The organism is Candidatus Baltobacteraceae bacterium, from assembly GCA_035502855.1.
Taxonomy (GTDB): domain Bacteria; phylum Vulcanimicrobiota; class Vulcanimicrobiia; order Vulcanimicrobiales; family Vulcanimicrobiaceae; genus Aquilonibacter.
Genome location: DATJTX010000039.1, coordinates 44,701 through 63,107, shown reverse-complemented (window position 1 = coordinate 63,107; position 18,407 = coordinate 44,701). Strand labels below are relative to the sequence as shown.

The window sequence follows — 18,407 nt, the reverse complement described above, 5'->3', positions numbered from 1 at the left end:
AGTTTTTGCGCCACGTCCAAAGGAATATCGCATCCTGCGAATGGCGCAAAAACTTCGAGTTTTCGCTTGGCAGCAACGGCGCAGGCCTTACGGCGTCACGTTTCTACACTTTGTAGGAGTGCAGGCCGCTGATCCAGATGTTGACGCCGAGGTAGGTGAAGATCACGAGCATGAAGCCGGCGACGCTGACCCAGTTGGTGCGTAGGCCGCGCCAATTGTTGCGCGTGTGCAGATGCATGAACGCGAGATAGACGATCCAGGTCGCGAGCGCGGCGGTCTCCTTCGGATCCCACTGCCAATAGGCGCCCCAGGCTTCTTTCGCCCAGGCGGCGCCGGTGATGATGCCGATCGAGATCAGCGGCAAGCCGATCGCAACCGCGCGATAGACGATCACGTCGAGTTGGGCGAGCGAAGGAAGCGACTTCAGCCAGACCGCGGTGGCATTGCCGGCAGCGGCGGCTGCGTCGATGGCCGGCGTATCGTGACGGATCGTATACGGGGGCGGTGCCGGCGAGCCAGCGTCGGCGATCGCCATCGACGCGCCCGCGTATCCTCCCGACAGGTGAGCTTGCCGGGCGCCGATTGCGGCGAGAACTCCTTTTCCTTCAAAGTGATCTTCGGCGTAATATTTGATCAGATAGATCACCGAGAAGACGAACGCCACCAAGAATGCGGCATACGACGAAACGACGATCGGGACGTGGATCTTCGCCCAATAGGATTGCAGCGACGGCACCGCCGGCATCGTACCCTCGTTCCAGGTCACCCCGTAGGCGAGTGCGATTGCGGCCAGGGCCAGAACGAATCCGCCGGCATACCATGCCTTGTAGCGCCACGCGAACCCGATGAAGATCGCGACCGACATCGCCGCAAAGAGCGAGAGCGAGCCGTAGAGGTTGAGCAGCGGCCAGATGCCGGTGAGCTCCCAACGCACGCCGAGTTGCGCGAATTGTGCGATGCAGCCGGCGATCGCCAGCGGCGCGCCGAGATTGCGCAGCCATTCCTCCCGCGAAAAGAAATAGACGAGCAGTGCAAGCGCGCCCAGCACGTAGCACGCGATCGCGATGATCATCAAGAGCTCGTCGACCTGCAAATGTCCCTTCATGGCGCCTCCGCGGAAAACTCGGAGATCAATCCCCGAAACTGCGACTCGAACATATCGTAACCCTTAACGGTCGTGGCCGCTACGCCAACCGTCCAGCGTCCTCCCGGCGCCGGATCGACGCGAGCGTAGAGCCGCGCCGGCAAAAAGTAGAACGAGATCAACAATCCGGCGACGAGAACGAGCGCACCGATGCCGACCAGCGGAATTCCCGGATCGTAGCGATACTGGATGCCGCTGTAGAGGAGATAGGTGCTCGGCACGATGCGCCAGCCGCCGCCCAAATCGACCCAGCTGTGCAGAGGCACGAGCGCGGTGCCGGTCTGCACACCGCCGTCGGATACGGTGATGACGACGGCCGGATCGTTGACGCGCGGATCGGCCGAAGGCATCCCGCTTTCGCGGTCGACCGTTGGCACGAAGCGGTCGTAATTCACGGCTAACCGCGTGCCGGGAATGTTCAGCGCATCGCCCTCCAGGAGCACGCGCTGCGAGAGCGAGGGGACCTCTTTTCCGTCGTGCGTCACGCGAAAGCGCGTCGCGAATCCGTAACTGGCCTGGTAGTACAGCGTCTTGTCGACGTCGATCGGGTGGTTCACGCGCACGATCATCGGCGTCGGGATGCCGTTGTTGCCGGTCACCGTGACGTGCGAAACGTAGTCGGTCGGTTGATAGACCATGCCGCCCTTGGTCAGCACCGGCGTGATCGTGTAGGCGAACGAGTCGAGGTGAATGATCGCTTTGGTCTGCGGTATTTCGACCGACCCTCCGGTTACGACCACCGTGTCGCCCGAAAAACCGCGGGCCCAATACAGCGTGGTGCCGGCGGCGATGATCACGAAGCCGATATGAGCCACCAGCACGCCGCGCCGAGCCCAGTTGTGCTTATCGGCGAAGGTCCACTCGGTGCCGTCGAACTCGCGTTTGCGCAGCTGCCAGCCCCGCGAACGAAAGAAGTTCTCCACCCGCTCGCGCACGCTGCGTTCGTCGCCGGGAACGTCGATGCTCGCGTGCAGCGGGATCTTGTCGATCTTGACCGGGCGCAGCGGGGGCAGCCGTGCGGGAATCACGCGCTTGAACGTGCACACCGTCAACGAGAGAAGTATCAGGCCGATGATGCCGACATACCATGGCGAGTGATAGATGTTGTCGAAATTGAGACGCAGGATCGCGCGCGCGATCGGCGCCGGATAGCTGCCGAAATAGACCGAAGGGTCTTTGCCCTGATCGACGATGACGCCGATGACCGTCAGCACACCCCAGACGGCGAAGAGGCTGACCGCGAAGAGCACGTTTCCAAACGTGCGCACGAAATCGCTATAATACGAGTCTAGTTTCGCGACCACGACGCCTCAAAGAAACGGATGATCCAGATCGAGGCTTCGTAGAGCACGTACATCGGCAGGGCGAGCAGTGCCATGGTGAGCGGGTTGCCGTCCGGTGCGGCGATGCCGCCTGCGACGACGAACGCGAAAAGCGCATGCCGGCGATAGCGCCCCAGCCACGACGCGTTGACGATGCCCAGGCGCGCGAGTCCGACGAGCACGATCGGAAGCTGAAAGATCAGGGCGAAGAGCGCGAGCAGGATCAAGACGAAGTTCAGCGTTTGCGCGACGCCGAAGGTCGGCTGCGCGACCGCGTCGGTGATATAGAGCAGCGCCGCCACGACGCGCGGGATCACGATGAAGTGCGCGAAGGCCAGACCCAGCGCGGCGAGCAGCAGCGAGGGAACGATGAAGCTGTAGACCATGCGCCGCGTGCGCGGATGGATCGCCGGAACCACGAACATCCACGCTTGGTAGAAGAGCACCGGCAGCCCCAGTACGATGCCGCCGATGAGCGAGAACTTGAATTCGGTGAAGATCACGTCGGCCGGACCGAATGCGTGCAATTGGACGCCGTGAAAATAGGTCTGCACCATCCACTTGATCACGAACTGCGCCGGCCAAAAGAGCACGACGGCGATTCCGCCGACGCAACCGATCGCGATCAAGAGACGCGAGCGGAGCTCCCGCAGGTGCTCCGTGAACGGCATCTCCTTTTGATCCCATGTGGACTCGTCGCTTCGCGATGAATCCGTAACGCTCGGATCGCTCTGCGACCCGATCCGTTCCCGTACTTCCACCGGCGAAACGGTTACGCTTGGGTGCCTTTACCGGGGGTCGGCGGCGGAACGGCTTCACCGGCAACGCTGCCCGCCTCGACGTTTTGCATGACGTCGGCGCGCTGCGCTTCCACTCGTGCTCGCGCTTCTTCGCGGGCGCGCGCGGTCGCCTCGTCGGCCTCGATCTGACCCATCATGAACTCTTTCTTGGCTTGACCGGCACTGCGAGCCAGCTTGGGCAGCCGCTCGATGCCGCCGAAGAGCAAAGCGCCGACGATCAGGATGCCGATCACGATCGGCGCGTCGATCAAGGCGAGAATGGGGTGGAGCATGAGGTGGTTCCTTTCTTACGGGGCAGCCAGCGCATCGGCGAGGTGCCCGAGTTCTTCCTTCGCCGCGTTCGGGGGCAAAGGCTCCAGTGCAGCTTTGGCGCGCTTCACGTAACGCGCGATCTCGCGGCGCGTGCCGTCGAGGCCGCCTTCTCGCGCGATGGCGGCGACGACACTGGGAATCCCACCGTTGTCAGGCCCGGCATAAAAACGTGCGACCATGTCCGAAAATTCCCGCTTGCCTGCCTGCAGGGCCAAAATCACGGGAACCGTCATCTTGCGTTCGGTCAAATCGTTGCCGACCGGTTTGCCGAGTGACCGTTCGTCCGCAATCATGTCGAGCAGATCGTCGTTCATTTGAAACGCGATGCCGTAGAGGTCGCCGAACGCGCGCATCGCCTCGATTTGCGCGCCGCTGCCGCCGCCCATGATCGCGCCGCACGCCGCCGACGCGGAAAAGAGCGAGGCGGTCTTCTTTCGCGCGATCTCGACGTAGTCGTCGAGGCGCACGCCGAGATCTCCAAGCGCCTGCAACTGCAGCACCTCGCCGTCGCAGATATCGGCCAGTGTCGCGGAGAGAATGTTGGGCACGGGATGGGGATAGCCGGCGGTGACGTTCTTGAAGATCCACGCGAAGAGATAGTCGCCGGCGAGCACCGAAACCCGGTTTCCGAAGTCGACGGCGGTTGCGTTGACGCCGCGGCGGGTCGGCGCGTTGTCGACGACGTCGTCGTGAATGAGCGTCGCGACGTGGATCAGCTCCATGTACGCGGCCAGGTGGAGGTGACGCGCGGGATCGTCGCCGCAGGCCGCGGCCGCGAGCAGGGTAATTCGCGGACGCAGCCGCTTGCCGCCCGCAGCGAGCATGCGCCGGACCGCCTCGGTGATCAACGGATTATCGGTGGAGAACGTCGCGCGAAAGAAATTCTCTACCAGCTCGTAGAGATTCGATTCGTCGCGTCGCACCGCGCTGGTCATGCCTTCGTTCCGTAATGAATGGCGATCGAGCCGCCCATCAAACGCGCGTAACCGGCGTTCGTAAATCCCGCGCGCAGGAAGCGCTCGCGCAGGTCGTCGGCATTGGGATGATGCGTCAGCGAGTTCGGCAGATAGGTGTACGCCGCGCGCGAGCCGCCGATCAAGCCGCCGACCAACGGGACGACACGATAGAAGTAGAGATCGAATACACGCTTCCAGGCGCGATTCGGCGCCTTGCTGACGTCGAGATTCACGAAGCGGCCGCCGGGTTTGAGCACGCGCAGCACCTCGCGCAAGACCTGATCGATATCGACCACGTTGCGCAGGCTGAAGCCCATGGTTGCACCGTCGAAGCTTTCGACGGCGAACGGCAACGCCATTACGTCGCCCTCGACGAAGGCGGCGTCGCCGCGCGCTTCGCGCGCTGCGCGGGTGCGCGCACCCTTGAGCATCGGCGCGCAGAAATCGATGCCGGTGACCCGCAGCGACGGGTCGGTGCGCAGCAGGTGGAAAACGAGATCGCCCGTTCCACAGCACAGGTCCAGTACCGCACCGCTGCGCGGGGGCGCGAGCAAGGCGATCGCGCGCCGGCGCCACCGCTCGTCCATCCCGCCGGTGAGCACGCGGTTCGCCGCGTCGTAGCGAGGAGCGATGCGCGCGAACATCTCGCGCACGTACGCGCCTTTGTCGCCGACCGGCCCGGCGGATGGGTTGGGTACCTGGGTCGCCATGCGAATTCAGCCTCTTCTCCCCTAGACATGGCCCACCTTTGTCGTGATGGTTGCGCTGATGATGACGCTCAGTTCAACCGACGACCTGCTTTCCGCGCTGCATACCGCGCGGAACGTCTCACTGATTGCGTATACCCTTCCCGCCGGCCGCGTGCTGGATGCGCTGAGCGCGGCCTCGCGCCACGGCGCGCACGTGCGCGTGCGGCTCGAAGGCTACATCTATAAAGACGACGGCAGCGTGGGTTCGGCCAATACGTCGGCGATCGCCAAACTGCGAGCCGCCGGCGTCGATGCGCAGTTCGTTCATCCGGCGGCCGACTCGAACGACCCGATGCTGCACGCCAAGGCGGCATTGGTCGACGGCGCGCTCTTCCTCGACGACCGGAACTGGCCCGACGACGGCGCCGATACGATCGTGCGCGACGACTTCGCGCGCGACGAAGCGATCGTGCGCGACGCTGTCGAGGGCCGCGAGGATAGCCCGACGCCGTTCTTCGCGGTGGCCAAACGCGGGGCGCTTGCTTCGGAGACACGGCTGCTGCACGAAGCGCATGCCGGCGACGACGTGATCGTCGAGAGCGAATCGTTCGGCGCCAACAATCGCGTCTATGCGGCACTCGATGCGGCCGGCCGTGCCGGCGCGCACGTCCGGCTGTTGGTCAGTTCGCGCGATCTGCAAGGGAATACGAACGAACGAGGCGCGCTCGAGAAGCTGAGCCGCGACGGCGTCGCGGTGCGCACGATCGATGCCGACGAAAAACTCGCAATCGTGAACGGCACGCGCGGATGGATGGGCTCGGCCAACGCGACCGTCGCCTTCGATCACCCCGATCAAATCGATTGGGGCGCCCGCACCGACGCTCCCTCGATCGTTACGCATCTGCGCGCGGCGTTCGATGCACGCTGGCAGCGCGCGCAGCCGGTCGCAGTCAGTGCGGCTTCATGATTTCGGCGAGCATGTCGGTCGTGCCGGAAATTCGCTCGAGGTGCGGATAGCGCGGACCGCCGTGATAATCGATGGCAACGGTGGAGTACCAACCGTCCTGCGAGATCACCATCGAAATCGGCCGCCGGTCGTGTTGCGCAACCGTGAGCGCGTAGTCGAAGACGGCGGGATCGAAGCCTTGACCGTCGACCGCCTGGATCGTTTCGCCGACGGCAAGTCCGGCCCGCCACGCCGGTGAATTCTCGCGCACGTCCGTGATCGCGCCGGTCTTCGACGAGATCTGCGCGCCGATCGAATACCACGCGTTGATCGAGTGGCGCAGCGATTCGCCGGCGCTGATGAACCTATTCGGCTTGTCATTGTACACGAGTTTCCAACCGGCGCGGGCGAGCTCGTCGGTGGGCGGGTGCGTGGTGATCGAATAGACGTACCGCTGGAAGAATGCGTGCCAATCGTAGGGCTGCGTTTGGTTCAGCAGCGCTTCGATCTGCGCGCGGTCGTAGGTCTTGACGATCGGGCCGGTGAGCGCGGGCTCGCTGTAGAGGTGCAAGAACGTGTCGAGCGAACGCGCGCCGTGCGAACGCTCGCGGATGATCGTGTCGGCGTCGAGCCACATCAGCTCGCCCTCGGTGTAGAAGTCGCCGGCGCCGCGCCGGATCGCGTGATAGTCGCCGCGCGCGGTGTAATAGTAGGGCGCGCCGGTCGTGAGGTCGATCAGCGGCGTCGTGGCGCGGCCCGTTTCCGTATCCATCTCGGCGTAGAGCGAAGCGAGATACTCGGGGTAGTCCTTGTAATCGCGAATGCCCGAACGGAACGAGAGCAGATCGCCCAGGTATTGGTTCATGCTCTCGTAGACCCACAGCAGATCGGTCTGCTGCGGAACCTGGAAGTTGGGTGTCGTCAAATCGTCCGGCCGCCGGTATTTGCCGTTCCAGGAGTGCGAGAACTCGTGCGTGACGAGATCGCCGCCCTGCAACGCTTCGAGCGGGTTGGTCAAAAAATCGTCGGGCGCGCGGTCGTCGCTGGACTGATGGTGCTCGATTCCTTGAAAGCCGATCTGGTCAGAGAGCGTGAGCAGCGCATGATAATCGACGAAGTGACGCGACCCGTAGAGCGCAAACGCTTGCGCGGGGACGCGCTTGTACGCATCGAGCATCTTCTGCGGCACGTCGAGATCCTGCGGCCGGCCGGCGAACGCGTCGAGCTGCACGAACGAGCCGTCGCCGCTCCAGAGCGTCCACTTCTTCACGTAGCTGCCCATGTCGAGCGGTGAGTCGACGAGCATATTGAGCGGCGTGAGCGCGAAGGCAACGGTGTTGCCGCTGCGCTGCGGATCGCGCAACGCCGTACCGAACTGCCATCCGCTCGGAAGCACGATCGTCGGCTTCACGAAGTAGTCGTGTGAATCGATCCCGTTCTGATACAAAATGAACCGATTCCAATTGACGATTGCGACGTCGTGCGTGGCCATCGTGTCGCCGGGCGCGTTCATCAGTACCGTGAAATCGACGTTGAGCGAATCGACGCCGGTGGGCACGTCGACGTGAAATTGGTAGAGATGGACGCTATCGCGCCGCCAGTCGAGCGCCGCACCGCCGGCTCTGACGCGAATCGAGACGAGATCGTAGAGCGGGCCCGTGGGACCGTGTTCGCCGGGTATCCATTTCGGGTAGACCAGCGTGAACGGGCCGGGCCGAACCGGCACGGTCTCGTGCACGTAGGCGATGCCGCGCGCAGCAAGCGAGGCATCGACGAGCAGCGTCATCGGTTGAGCTTGCGTTGCGTACGGCGTTGCCGCCGTGAACGGCAGCAACGCGCCCATAAGAACGAGAACGAGATTCATCTCCGGCTCCTCTGCTGCGATTTATTTCAAGGCGAACAACGTGCGCGCGTTCGCGTCCGTTGCGGTGACGACTTCGTCGAGGGAGCATTCGAGCACTTCGCTCAATTTCTGTGCCGCGAGCGCGACATACGCGGGCTCGTTACGGTCGCCGCGGTGCGGGATCGGTGCGAGATACGGGCAATCCGTCTCGAGGACCAGCGGCCGAAGACCGACGGCGCGCACCGCCTCGCGCAGCGGCTCGGCGGTCTTGAACGTGAGGACGCCGCCGATTCCGAGGTAGAGTCCGAACTCTTGCGTGAGCACCTGCGCTTGCGTCGCATCACCCGTGAAGCAATGCACGACGCCGCGCATCGGTGCTTGCCACGCCGCACGCAGCATCGCGGTAAAATCGTCGAACGCGTCGCGTTGGTGAAAGATGAACGGGAAACCGGTCCCGCCGGCGAGATCCAGCTGCTCGCGCAGCACCCGGCGCTGGACGTCGCGCGGACTGTGATCGTAGTAGTAGTCGAGTCCGGCCTCGCCGATCGCGACGATGCGCGGATCGCGCAGAAAGGGCTCGAAGATCGAGGGTATATCTACCGGCGCATCCTTGGCTTCGTGCGGATGGATGCCGACCGAGGCGTAGATGCGGTACTCGCGCGCGGTTTCGAGCGCTCGAAACGAATCCTCGAGGTCGCAGCCGACGGTGACGATCGTCGAGAGGCCGGCGACTCGCGCCCGATCGATGACGACGCCGCGATCGTCGTCGAACTTGCGATCGTGCACATGAGCGTGTGTATCAATCATACTGCTTCGCTTCGCTCCGCAGTATGATCGCTAAGTTGAACCGGCGCTCCGCAGCTTGCGCTGCTGCGCGCCCCCCGCACGCAAAGCGTGCGGGGTCCCCCCGAGTGCGCGCTGCAAGCGTTTGTCATTTGTCCGAGAAGCGAGGCGTTGAGTGAGGGGCGATCACACAGCATCATGCGCTTTCCAAATCCTCCACCATGCGGTTGCGGCCCTGGCGCTTGGCTTCGTACAAACCTCGATCGGCACGGGCAAGCATGGTTTCGGCGGTATCGCCGACGCGCGCGGCCGTGACCCCGATGCTGGTGGTGACCGGGTCGCCGGCGGCATGGCGCATGCCGCCGAGCGCAACCGCTAGACGCAGACGCTCGCCGACGGCGAGCGCGACCTCGCGGTCGGCGCCCGGCATCACGATCAGAAACTCTTCGCCGCCGATTCGTCCGGCGGTATCACCGCTGCGCACGCCGCTGCGAATGATCTCGCCGATTTTGCGCAAGCACGCGTCGCCGGCCGCGTGACCGAGTTCGTCGTTGATGGTTTTGAAGTGGTCGATGTCGAGCAGAAGGACGGCGCCGAGCTCGGAAACCGAAAGGTCGTCGACCATCGCTGCCAGCCGGTCCATCACCGTGGCGCGATTCACCAGTCCCGTGAGGCCGTCGATGGTCGCGGCGCTCTGCGTGGCTGCGATCGTGCGCATGTCGCGCAAGAGCGGCGCGAGCTCGATCGCGGCGTTGGTGAATTGCGCGATCTGCTCGTGCAAAAGCGGCCGGTCGTGCCGCCGGAAGACGGCGATCGCTCCGTGCAGCTCACCGTCCGAAAGACGCGCGCTGAAGGCGTAGGCGATATAGTAGTCGTCGCGTAGCGAGGTCGAAGGCGCTCCGCCGAATTTCAAGCGCGCGAGGACGCGGCGTCCCAGCTCGTCGCCTGCGGGACTGAGCGGCGGACCCAGGGTGGTTACCGTCCGCCAGTTCTCGGTGCGCGTCGCCGTCGCGGCCATCACGCAGACCGTCTCGTCGAACGAGGGAACGCGAAGCGTCGCGAGGATGGCGTTGATCTGCGGCAGCGGATCACGCTCGCCGAGCATGGCTTGAACGGCGTCGCGCACCAAACGCAGCCGGTGCAATTCCGCATGCTGTCCGTCGATGGTGCGCAGCAAGCGCGCGCAAAGACAGACGGGCAGCCACATCGCGATAACGACGAGCAGATGCCCGAGCAGGACCTCGTTACGCACGACCGTCGTCCACAGAATGCTTGCCGCGGCAACGCCCCACGCACGGCGGTCGCGCACGAGCCGCCGCCAGATGCGCCGCACCGAGAGATGGAACGTGTAGGCTGCCGACGGGGCGGAGATTGCGAACGTGAATACGACGACCGTCGCGCAGATCAACCCGACGAAGATCGGCGTCGACTGCGACAGCGGCCGGGCTTGTAGCGCGGCGATATTCGCGGCGAATGGAAGCGCGAGCAGCGATGCCAGCACGCGTAGAACGCCGGCACGCGGAAGGTCCGCCACCGCTTCGCCGCGGCGCACGAGCGCGGCGATCCCGAAACCCAGCGCGAAGGCGAGCGCGCAGGCGGTGATACCGACCGCGCCCCCGAGCGCGAGGAGCGGCGCGGCGATCGGAAGATCGAGAACGATTGCTTCGGCAAAGATCCCGGTACGGCGCATGCGCAGTCCGCGCACCGGAAGCGCGTGAAGCGCGACGAACGCGATCGCTGCTGCGGCCAGTGCGGTAACGGCCCAATCGAGACGGGTGAAGGAAGCGGCATAGAGCGTCAGCGCGGCGGCCAGCCCGGCGACGGCGGCAATGCCGCCGCCGACGGTGATCGCGCGGCTCGGCGCCGCCGCTCGGCGCTCCGTCATCCCGGCGCTGCGCTCTGTGCCAACTCGATGCGCGGGAAGAGAATCTCGCCGCCTACGACCTGCGTTCCGGGCTCAAGCCTGCCCCAGATCAGTGCGCGCGCCCAATCGTCGCCGATCCCTTCGCGCAGACCGAGCTGCTCCCACATCTGCGCGGTACGTTCGGGCATGAACGGGTGCAGCAGGATCGCGAGCCAGCGCAGCCCTTCACACAGATCGTAGAGCAGCGCGTCCAGTTCGTCGCTGCGGCCCTCTTTGGCGAGCGCCCACGGTTTGCGTTCGTCGATCTCGCGATTGAGTGCGCTCACGAGTTCCCACGCCGCTTCGAGTGCGCCGCGAAAGTCGAGGTTGAGGATCGCTCCGCGCACGCGCTGCGGCAGATCGGTGAAGCGCTCGGCGAAAACGCGTGATGAACCGCGTGCGGGAACCGCGCCGCCGCGATACTTTTGCAGCATCGAGATCGTGCGCTTGACCAGATTGCCGAGATCGTTGCCGAGGTCGCTGTTGTGGCGCTGCGCGATCTTTTCTTCCGAATACGAGAAGTCGCTGCCGAACGGTGCTTCGCGCAAAAGAAAATAGCGCAGCGAATCGGCGCCGAAGCGCTCGGCGAGGAGGAACGGATCGACCGCGTTGCCGAGGCTCTTGCCCATTTTTTGCCCATCGACCGTGATCCACCCGTGCGCGAATACGAGCTTCGGTTCGGCTTCGCCGAGCGCCCAGAGGATCGCCGGCCAGATGATCGTGTGAAACCGCGCGATCTCTTTTCCGACGAGTTGCACCGACGCCGGCCAAAGCGAATGAAAACGTCGCTCGTCCTCCGACCAATCGATCGCGGTGATGTAGTTGAGCAGCGCGTCGAACCAGACGTAGATGACAGCTTGCCCTGAGCCGCTCGAAGGGCCGCCGTCCGGAATCGGAATGCCCCAGTCAAAGTTGGTGCGCGAGATCGAGAGATCTTCGAGGCCTTCTTCCAGCATCGCGACCATCTCGTTGTAGACGCTGCGCGGCCGCACCCACTCGGGGTTGGCCTTGAAATGCGCGAGCAGCCGGTCGCGATACTTCGAGAGACGGAAAAACCAATCGTCCTCGGAGATCCACAGCACTTCGCGCCTGCACGTGGGGCAGCGCCCGTCGACGAGCTTCGACTCGAGCCAGAAGGTCTCGTCGTTGACGCAATACCAGCCTTCGTACTTCCCCAAGTAGACGTCGCCGCTGGCGCGCAGGCGTTCGAAGACGCGCTGCACTTTGATTTCGTGGCGCGGCTGCGTGGTCCGGATGAAATCGTCGTATTCGACGTGATAGGCGGCAAAGAGCGACTGCCAGCGCGGTACGAGCTCGTCGCACCAGGCTTGCGGCGTCGTGCCGTGTTCGGCCGCGGCGTTGGCGACCTTTTGGCCGTGCTCGTCGGTGCCGGTTAGAAAGAAGGCCGGACCGGCGGTTCGCGCGGTGCGGGCCAGCACGTCGGCGACGACGGTGGTATAGGCGTGACCGATATGCGGGTCGCCCGAGATGTAATAGATCGGGGTGGTGACGTAAAAGGCGCGGCTCATGCGAGGAGGATGCTGTTCGGCGCAGGGGCGCGCCTACCCGCGCCGCTTGGCCTTGCGCTCGGTCGCCCGGGCGTAAAGATCGCGCCGCGCGCCCGCGCCGATGCGCGCGAGGGCGCGTGCGATCTCGGCAACGCTTTCGCCGCGCTCGAGCCGTTCGTCGATTGCGGCGTCGAGATCGGGCGGCGGTAGCTCGCGCGCGGCGCCCGTGTAGGGCGCGAGCACGAAGGCGATCTCGCCCCGTACCGGATCCGCCAACGCGGCGGCGACCTCGGCCGGCGTACCGAGAAGCTGTTGCTCGAAGCGTTTGGTGTATTCGCGCACCACGAAGACCTTCGCATCGGGAGCGAGCGAATGCAGATCGGCGAGCGATTGCACGATGCGCTGCGGCGATTCGTACCACGCCGTGGTCACGCCCGAGCGCAGCGCTGCGGCAAACTGCTCTCGTCGTGCGCCGGTCGCGCGTGCGGGAAAGCCTTCAAAGGCAAAACGGCGCAGTGAAAAACCGCTGAGCACGAGCGCACCGAGCACCGCACTGGGTCCGGGAAGGACGTCGACCGCGACGCCGGCCGCGCGCGCCGCGGCGATCAGTTCGCTTCCGGGATCGGAGATCGCCGGCATGCCGGCGTCGGTGACGACCGCAACGCGCTGCGCGCGCGCCCGCTCGAGGATGCCGGCCGTCACTGCGGCGGCGTTCGCTTCACGATAGCTCCACAATTCTTTCGTGGCGATCTCGAGCGCACCCAGAAGCTTGCGCGTGACTCGCGTGTCCTCGGCTACGATCAGCTCCGCGTCGCGCAGCGCTTCGATCGCGCGCAGCGTGATGTCGCCGAGATTTCCGAGCGGAGTAGGAACGAGGACGAGCGGCATGACCTCTCCTTCGCCGTCCAGAAAGCGAACTCTCGTTATGGCCATCGACGTCGAGCATCCGCCGGTCGGCGCGCGGCTCGAGCTCTACATCAGCCCCAGCTGTCCGTACTGCCGCGAGGCGCGGGCCTACTACGACGCGCACGGCGTACCGTACACGACGCACGACGCGCAGAACGATCGTCGCGAGCGGGAATCGATGCTCGCGCTGACCAAGGGCGACCCGACGGTTCCGGCGATCGTGATCGACGGAGCTTACGTGCAATCGGGCTGGGGACATCCGCCGCGCGGCTGAACCGTACACTAGCCGTTCGGTCGAACGGATTGGCACGAACCGTAGTCTCTCGCACGATACGATCGCACGTGCATCTGTATTGGGACGGCGTCAACCACCCGTGCGGCGTTAGGCCGTAGCGGGAGTCTGCCTAAGAGCGGATGACGCTCCAAACCTGACGCAGGCTGGGCGAGCGGCCGTACAGCAACATCCCGACGCGATAGATCTTTCCGGCAAAGACGGCAATCACGTAGAGCGCGGCGAGGTTGATCGCGATCGAAACCGCGATCTGCCAGACCGGAACGTTGCTCACGGCAATGCGCGTAAACATCACGAACGGCGCGAGCAGCGGAACGTAACTCGTGACGACGGCGAGCGTCGAGTCGGGCACTTGGAGCGTCGCGATGGCGATGAAAAATGCCGCAACCACCGGCAGAGCCAGGGGCAGCGTGATGCTACCGAGGTCCTCGGTCCGGTTGATCAACGAGGCTGCGCCCGCGAAGAGCGTCGAAACCTGAAGAAAACCGATTACGAAAAAGACGAAGAACGCCACGACGATCCCCGGCGTGATGACGTCGAGAACGCTCCCGAGCGACAGAATTCCGCCGCCGGAAGCCGCGGCTTGTGAACCGCCGGACCCCGCGCCGAGAAAGAGGATCGTCGCGATCCAAACCGCGAGCTGCACCATGCCGAGCGTCGCCGAGGCGAGGATCTTTCCGCTCAGAAGCGCCGCGGGGTTCACCGACGCAACCAGCAGCTCGGCAATCCGGCTCGTCTTCTCCTCGGCGACCGAGGCCGTCACCAGTTGGCTGTTGAGCAGAATGAGAAGATAGAGAAAGAAGATCAACGTGTAGGCGATCGCGCGAACCGCTGCGGCCTGCTTCGCGGAGCTGAATTTGGACCCGACCGCCGCGATCGCGATCGGTATCGCGGAGATTTTCTTCACCTCGGCGGCGCTGCGCTGCGTCGTCAGTTCGAGCTGCAGCGGAAGAAGCTCACGGCGAAGCAGGCCTGGCTCGACGCTTCCCGGATCGTGCGCGAAGACGGTGACGCGGAGCCCGTCGCCGGCGGCGCGTAATTCGATCGCGGCGGCGGCGCCGTGACGTTTCAAGAACGCATCATCGATCGGTTGCAGTGGTAGCGAGCCGAGAATGCGATCGTTCGCGGCGAGCAGCGGTTCGGCGCGTGCCGTTAGGGTGGCGCTGCCGATCAGCACGACCGCGTTTGCGCTGCTGACTTGTTTGTCGAGAAAAGCGGGGAGCTTTCCGACCAGCGCGATCGCGAGCACGCCGACCACGAGACCCACGATGAACGGCCGCGAACGGATTCGACGCGCGAGTTCGGCGGCGTAGACGGTTGCCAGATCCTCGATCATGCGGCGGTCTCTCCGATGGCGCGCAGGTAGATTTCGTGCAGCGAGGGTTCGAGCGCCTCGAATTTGGTGACCGGCGCGACGTCGACGAGTCGATGCAGCAGCGCGGCGAAGTCGGTTGCGGCGGGGACTTGATAATCGATGGCGCCGTCCACGCGGGCGAGCGCGTGCGCGCCGGCGACGCCTTCGAGCAGATTGCGAACCGCTTCGCTCGGCGGCGCGACCCGCACGACCCGCGTCGGCCACGCCGAACGCAGCTGCGCGAGCGACCCTTCGGCGCGGTTGGCGCCACCGGCGATGATGCAGAATCGCGAACAGAGATCTTCGAGCTGCCACATTTGATGGCTCGAAAGGATGAGGGTGGTACCGTTGCTCTGCAGCTCGCGCAATACCGCGAGCAACACTTCGGCGTTGACCGGGTCGAGTCCGGAGAACGGTTCGTCGAGCACCAGCAGGACCGGGGCGTGCACGGCGGCGCACGCGACCTGCACCTTCTGCTGGTTGCCCTTCGAAAGCTCACCGCACGGCCGATCGGCGTAAACGGAGAGACCCAAGCGTTCGATCCAGCGATCGATCCGCTTGGTCAATTCGGGCTCGCGCAAGCGGTGCAGTTTGGCAAAGTAGGTGATTTGCTCGCGGACCTTCATTTTGCCGTAGATCCCGCGCTCTTCCGGTAGATAGCCGAAATGACGCCGGCTCTCGTCGCCGACCGCTGCTCCGTTCCAGCGAACGCTGCCGCGGTCGGGAACGAGGATGCCGAGAATCATTCGCATCGTCGTCGTCTTGCCCGAACCGTTGGGGCCGAGCAGCCCGAACGTCGCTCCGTCTTCGATCGCGAAGTGCACGTCGCTCACGGCCCTCACCGAGCCGAACTCCTTGCGAACGTGATCGACGTCAAGCATACCGATAGCTCAAGGCGGACATCGCCGCGAACGCGACTAGAAATCCGACGTAGTACGAAAGATCGCCGTACTGGGGAAATGCTCGCGCGAACGCTCCGCCGAACCAGGCTTGATTCCAAAACGGAATCGATGCAGCAACACCCGCGAGCCACGCGAGCGTGCCGGGTCGCCACGCCGCAACGTGCTCGGGATCGCGATTTGCTCCGCGCGCGCGCCAGCGATCGGCAAGCACCACCCCGGCCCACGGCGCGGCCCAATACGAGAGCAATAAAAGGAAGTTCGTGTAGAACACGGCCGTGTCGGCCGGATTCGAGCCGCCCAGGGCGAGCAGCGCGCCGACGATCCCAACCGCGAACGCGGCGACCGCGCGCGAGATGCGCACGTCGAAAGCGACCAGCGCGGCCAGCGCGCCCGAGTACAAGTTCATGCAGTTGGCAGTCAAGGTGCCGAGAACGACGGTGACGAGCACGACCTTTGCTACCGCGCCCGAGCCCAAGAGTTGCGCGATCGCTTGCGTCGGAACCTCGGTGCGCAAATTTACGTGCGAGGCGCTGACCGCTGCCGCGCCCATGATCTCGATCGCGATGCAGGGCAGCGCACAGCCGAGAAAGGCGAACCACCATACGGCGCGCGGATTCGTGCTGCGCGGCAGGTAGCGCGAGTAATCGGAAGCGCAGGGAACCCAGCCCATGGCGTACGCGAACGCGAGCGCCGCGGCAAACATGAAGCCTTGCAACGGCGCGTGCGAGGGCGCCCATGACGCGTGCGGTAAGGTCACCGCCCCGAGTAGGATGAAGCCCGCGGCCAGCAGCACGGCGCTCGCGCGTTCGAACGCACCGATCAGATTGTAGCCGTAAACGGCAAGTGCGATCTGCAGCACGAGCATGATCGCCAGCGCCAGGCCGTAGCCGATATGGACGAGCGTTTGCAACGCATAGGCCCCGAAGATCGTGTTGATCGCGAACCAGCCGATGCCGGCCAGAAACGAGAGCGCCGCGGGTGCGCTGTTGCCGCGGCGTCCGAACGCGAGGCGCGAGGCGAGCATTTGCGGCACGCCGTAGCGCGGACCGAACGTCGCAAGCACGCCGAGGATGGCAAAGCCGAGCACGTTGCCGACGACGATGCCGAAGACGGCGCTGCGTAAATCCGCGCCGAAGAGCGCGGCGATGAAGACGCCGACCATCCAGGTCGCGATCTCGGCGTTGGCTGAAAACCAGACGCCGAAGAGATCGCGCGCGCGGCCGTGACGCGAACTCTCGCCGACCGGTTCGATGCCGATCGGCTCGACCACGAGGACCTGATCTTTATAGATCAAGCCGTCAAATCGGCAATCCAGCGTTCGACCGCGTCCGCTTTCGAAGGCAGGATCGCGGAGAGATTCTCGCGTCCGGCGGCGGTGACGACGACGTCATCCTCGATTCGCACGCCGATGCCGCGCAGTTTCGGCGGGACCGTCTCGTCGTTCGGTTGGAAGTAGAGGCCGGGCTCAACGGTGAGCACCATTCCCTCGCGAAGCGAGCCGAACTTGTAGTTCTCGGAACGCGCGCGCGCGCAATCGTGCACGTCCAGGCCGAGCATGTGGCTCACGTTGTGCAGCGTGTACCGGCGGTAGCACTGCTTCTGCGGATCGAGCGCCTCGTCGAGCGAACATTTCAGTACGCCCAGATCGATCAAACCTTCGGCCAGCACCCGCATCGCGCGCCGGTTCGGTTCGAGAAAGTCGTTGCCCGGCGCAACCGCGTCGATTCCAACCCGTTGCGCCTCGTAGACGATATCGTAGACGGCGCGCTGCTCCGGCGAATAGCGCCCGCGCACGGGCATCGTGCGGGTGATGTCAGCGGTGTAGAGCGAGTCGCATTCGACGCCTGCATCGAGCAAAAGCAGCGCGCTCGCGTCGAGGGTGCCGTCGTTGCGCGTCCAATGCAGGGTGCAGGCGTTGTGTCCGGACGCGGCGATCGTCAGGTAGCCGACGTCGTTGGCTTCGATCCGCGCGCGGTTCCAAAAGGCGCCCTCGAACTCACGCTCGCTCGTCGCGCGCGGAAAGAGCCGGATGACGTCTTCGAAACCCGCTTTGGTGATCTCGCAGGCCTTGCGCAGTTCGGCGACTTCGTACTCGTCCTTGACTAACCGCATTTCGGAGAGGCGAACCGCAAGTTCGTCGTCTTCGTCGTCATGCGGCAGCGCATCGTCGATCGCGCGATTGTGACCGCGCAGCACACGCACGGGATGGTGGGCGGAGGCGAGGTCTTCGAGAAAGGCCGGAATCTCTTGCAGCGGGCGAGTTCGATCGACGCCGAAGAAAATCTGGCTCTCGTCCAATCCGCGGTGCCGCCCGACCCAGAGTTCGCCGTAGACACGATCGGTAAAGAAGTCCGCCTTGCCCCGGTTGTGTTCGGGCACGAAGAGCAGCGTGCGATGCGATGCTCCTTCCGGCTCCATGACGAGCAGCGCCCCCGGTTCGCCGGTTCCCATGAGATACGCGAAGTCGCTGGCCGGCCGGAAACGAAAGCAGGTGTCGTTGGCGCGCACGTGTTCCTGGCCCGCCGGTATCACGAGGTACCATCCCGGATAGGCGCGCGAGAGTTCGTCGCGCCGCGAACGCAGCCGCGCGAGCTGCGGGTGAGCACCTACGCGCAACGGCGCTTCGAGCCAGCCTTGCGACATGAACTCGACCAGCGCCGGCGGCGTGTCGCTGTCGTGACTTGCCTTGGAGGGTGTGCTCGGGGCGGGCTTGGTGGAGTCTGCGCTCATAGAACTCTCATTCGGGA

17 protein-coding genes are annotated in these 18,407 nt (G+C 64.7%); 2 read left to right on the top strand and 15 right to left on the bottom strand.

Going from position 1 to position 18,407, the window contains the following annotated elements; translation table 11 throughout:
• Nucleotides 1-103 precede the first annotated feature (103 nt).
• The 6 genes from ccsB to ubiE form a co-directional block, all read right to left on the bottom strand.
• Nucleotides 104-1,105 (bottom strand): c-type cytochrome biogenesis protein CcsB, encoded by a 1,002-nt coding sequence (gene ccsB, locus VMF11_15450; GenBank protein HTU71697.1) that lies wholly within the window; start codon nt 1,103-1,105, stop codon nt 104-106.
• Nucleotides 1,102-2,412, bottom strand: a complete 1,311-nt coding sequence (locus VMF11_15445; protein ID HTU71696.1) for a cytochrome c biogenesis protein ResB — start codon at nt 2,410-2,412, stop codon at nt 1,102-1,104. Before VMF11_15445 ends, ccsB begins: the two co-directional genes overlap by 4 nt.
• Before the next feature lie 20 nt (nt 2,413-2,432).
• Entirely contained in the window at nt 2,433-3,137 is a 705-nt protein-coding gene (gene tatC, locus VMF11_15440; GenBank protein HTU71695.1) for a twin-arginine translocase subunit TatC, read from the bottom strand.
• Nucleotides 3,138-3,238: 101 nt separating this feature from the next.
• Nucleotides 3,239-3,538, bottom strand: a complete 300-nt coding sequence (locus tag VMF11_15435; GenBank protein HTU71694.1) for a twin-arginine translocase TatA/TatE family subunit — start codon at nt 3,536-3,538, stop codon at nt 3,239-3,241.
• 15 nt (nt 3,539-3,553) lie between these two features.
• Nucleotides 3,554-4,513, bottom strand: coding sequence for a polyprenyl synthetase family protein (locus VMF11_15430; GenBank protein ID HTU71693.1), 960 nt, complete (start codon nt 4,511-4,513; stop codon nt 3,554-3,556).
• Complete coding sequence (gene ubiE / locus VMF11_15425) at nt 4,510-5,244, bottom strand: bifunctional demethylmenaquinone methyltransferase/2-methoxy-6-polyprenyl-1,4-benzoquinol methylase UbiE (protein HTU71692.1); 735 nt, start codon at nt 5,242-5,244, stop codon at nt 4,510-4,512. The genes VMF11_15430 and ubiE overlap by 4 nt, the downstream gene beginning before the upstream one ends.
• A gap of 58 nt (nt 5,245-5,302) precedes the next feature.
• Here ubiE and VMF11_15420 point away from each other — a divergent pair, with 58 nt between their 5' ends.
• Nucleotides 5,303-6,190: a phospholipase D-like domain-containing protein gene (locus tag VMF11_15420; protein HTU71691.1), complete on the top strand. Its 888-nt coding sequence runs from the start codon at nt 5,303-5,305 to the stop codon at nt 6,188-6,190.
• Here VMF11_15420 and VMF11_15415 read toward each other — a convergent pair.
• The 5 genes from VMF11_15415 to rsmI form a co-directional block, all read right to left on the bottom strand.
• Nucleotides 6,174-8,033 carry a hypothetical protein gene (locus VMF11_15415; GenBank protein ID HTU71690.1) on the bottom strand — a complete coding sequence of 620 codons (1,860 nt, stop codon included), beginning with the start codon at nt 8,031-8,033 and terminating at the stop codon, nt 6,174-6,176. The two genes, VMF11_15420 and VMF11_15415, sit on opposite strands and share 17 nt — an antisense overlap.
• Before the next feature lie 21 nt (nt 8,034-8,054).
• Nucleotides 8,055-8,819, bottom strand: coding sequence for a TatD family hydrolase (locus VMF11_15410; GenBank protein HTU71689.1), 765 nt, complete (start codon nt 8,817-8,819; stop codon nt 8,055-8,057).
• 172 nt (nt 8,820-8,991) lie between these two features.
• Nucleotides 8,992-10,680 carry a GGDEF domain-containing protein gene (locus VMF11_15405; GenBank protein ID HTU71688.1) on the bottom strand — a complete coding sequence of 563 codons (1,689 nt, stop codon included), beginning with the start codon at nt 10,678-10,680 and terminating at the stop codon, nt 8,992-8,994.
• Nucleotides 10,677-12,227: a methionine--tRNA ligase gene (metG, locus tag VMF11_15400; GenBank protein ID HTU71687.1), complete on the bottom strand. Its 1,551-nt coding sequence runs from the start codon at nt 12,225-12,227 to the stop codon at nt 10,677-10,679. Before metG ends, VMF11_15405 begins: the two co-directional genes overlap by 4 nt.
• A gap of 33 nt (nt 12,228-12,260) precedes the next feature.
• Entirely contained in the window at nt 12,261-13,094 is an 834-nt protein-coding gene (gene rsmI / locus VMF11_15395) for a 16S rRNA (cytidine(1402)-2'-O)-methyltransferase (GenBank protein HTU71686.1), read from the bottom strand.
• Between the two features lie 37 nt (nt 13,095-13,131).
• On the opposite strand from rsmI, the gene VMF11_15390 reads away from it, so the two are divergent.
• Complete coding sequence (locus VMF11_15390) at nt 13,132-13,386, top strand: glutaredoxin domain-containing protein (protein HTU71685.1); 255 nt, start codon at nt 13,132-13,134, stop codon at nt 13,384-13,386.
• 130 nt (nt 13,387-13,516) lie between these two features.
• On the opposite strand, the gene VMF11_15385 is transcribed toward VMF11_15390, so the two are convergent.
• From VMF11_15385 to VMF11_15370, 4 genes are read right to left on the bottom strand one after another with little or no spacing between them, the layout of a single operon-like run.
• The gene (locus VMF11_15385; GenBank protein ID HTU71684.1) at nt 13,517-14,740 is read right to left on the bottom strand and encodes an ABC transporter permease; all 1,224 of its coding nucleotides are present in this window, start codon (nt 14,738-14,740) and stop codon (nt 13,517-13,519) included.
• Entirely contained in the window at nt 14,737-15,639 is a 903-nt protein-coding gene (locus VMF11_15380) for an ATP-binding cassette domain-containing protein (protein HTU71683.1), read from the bottom strand. Before VMF11_15380 ends, VMF11_15385 begins: the two co-directional genes overlap by 4 nt.
• Complete coding sequence (locus tag VMF11_15375) at nt 15,632-16,954, bottom strand: cytosine permease (GenBank protein ID HTU71682.1); 1,323 nt, start codon at nt 16,952-16,954, stop codon at nt 15,632-15,634. Before VMF11_15375 ends, VMF11_15380 begins: the two co-directional genes overlap by 8 nt.
• Nucleotides 16,951-18,390 (bottom strand): Xaa-Pro aminopeptidase, encoded by a 1,440-nt coding sequence (locus VMF11_15370; protein ID HTU71681.1) that lies wholly within the window; start codon nt 18,388-18,390, stop codon nt 16,951-16,953. Before VMF11_15370 ends, VMF11_15375 begins: the two co-directional genes overlap by 4 nt.
• Nucleotides 18,391-18,407 lie beyond the last annotated feature (17 nt).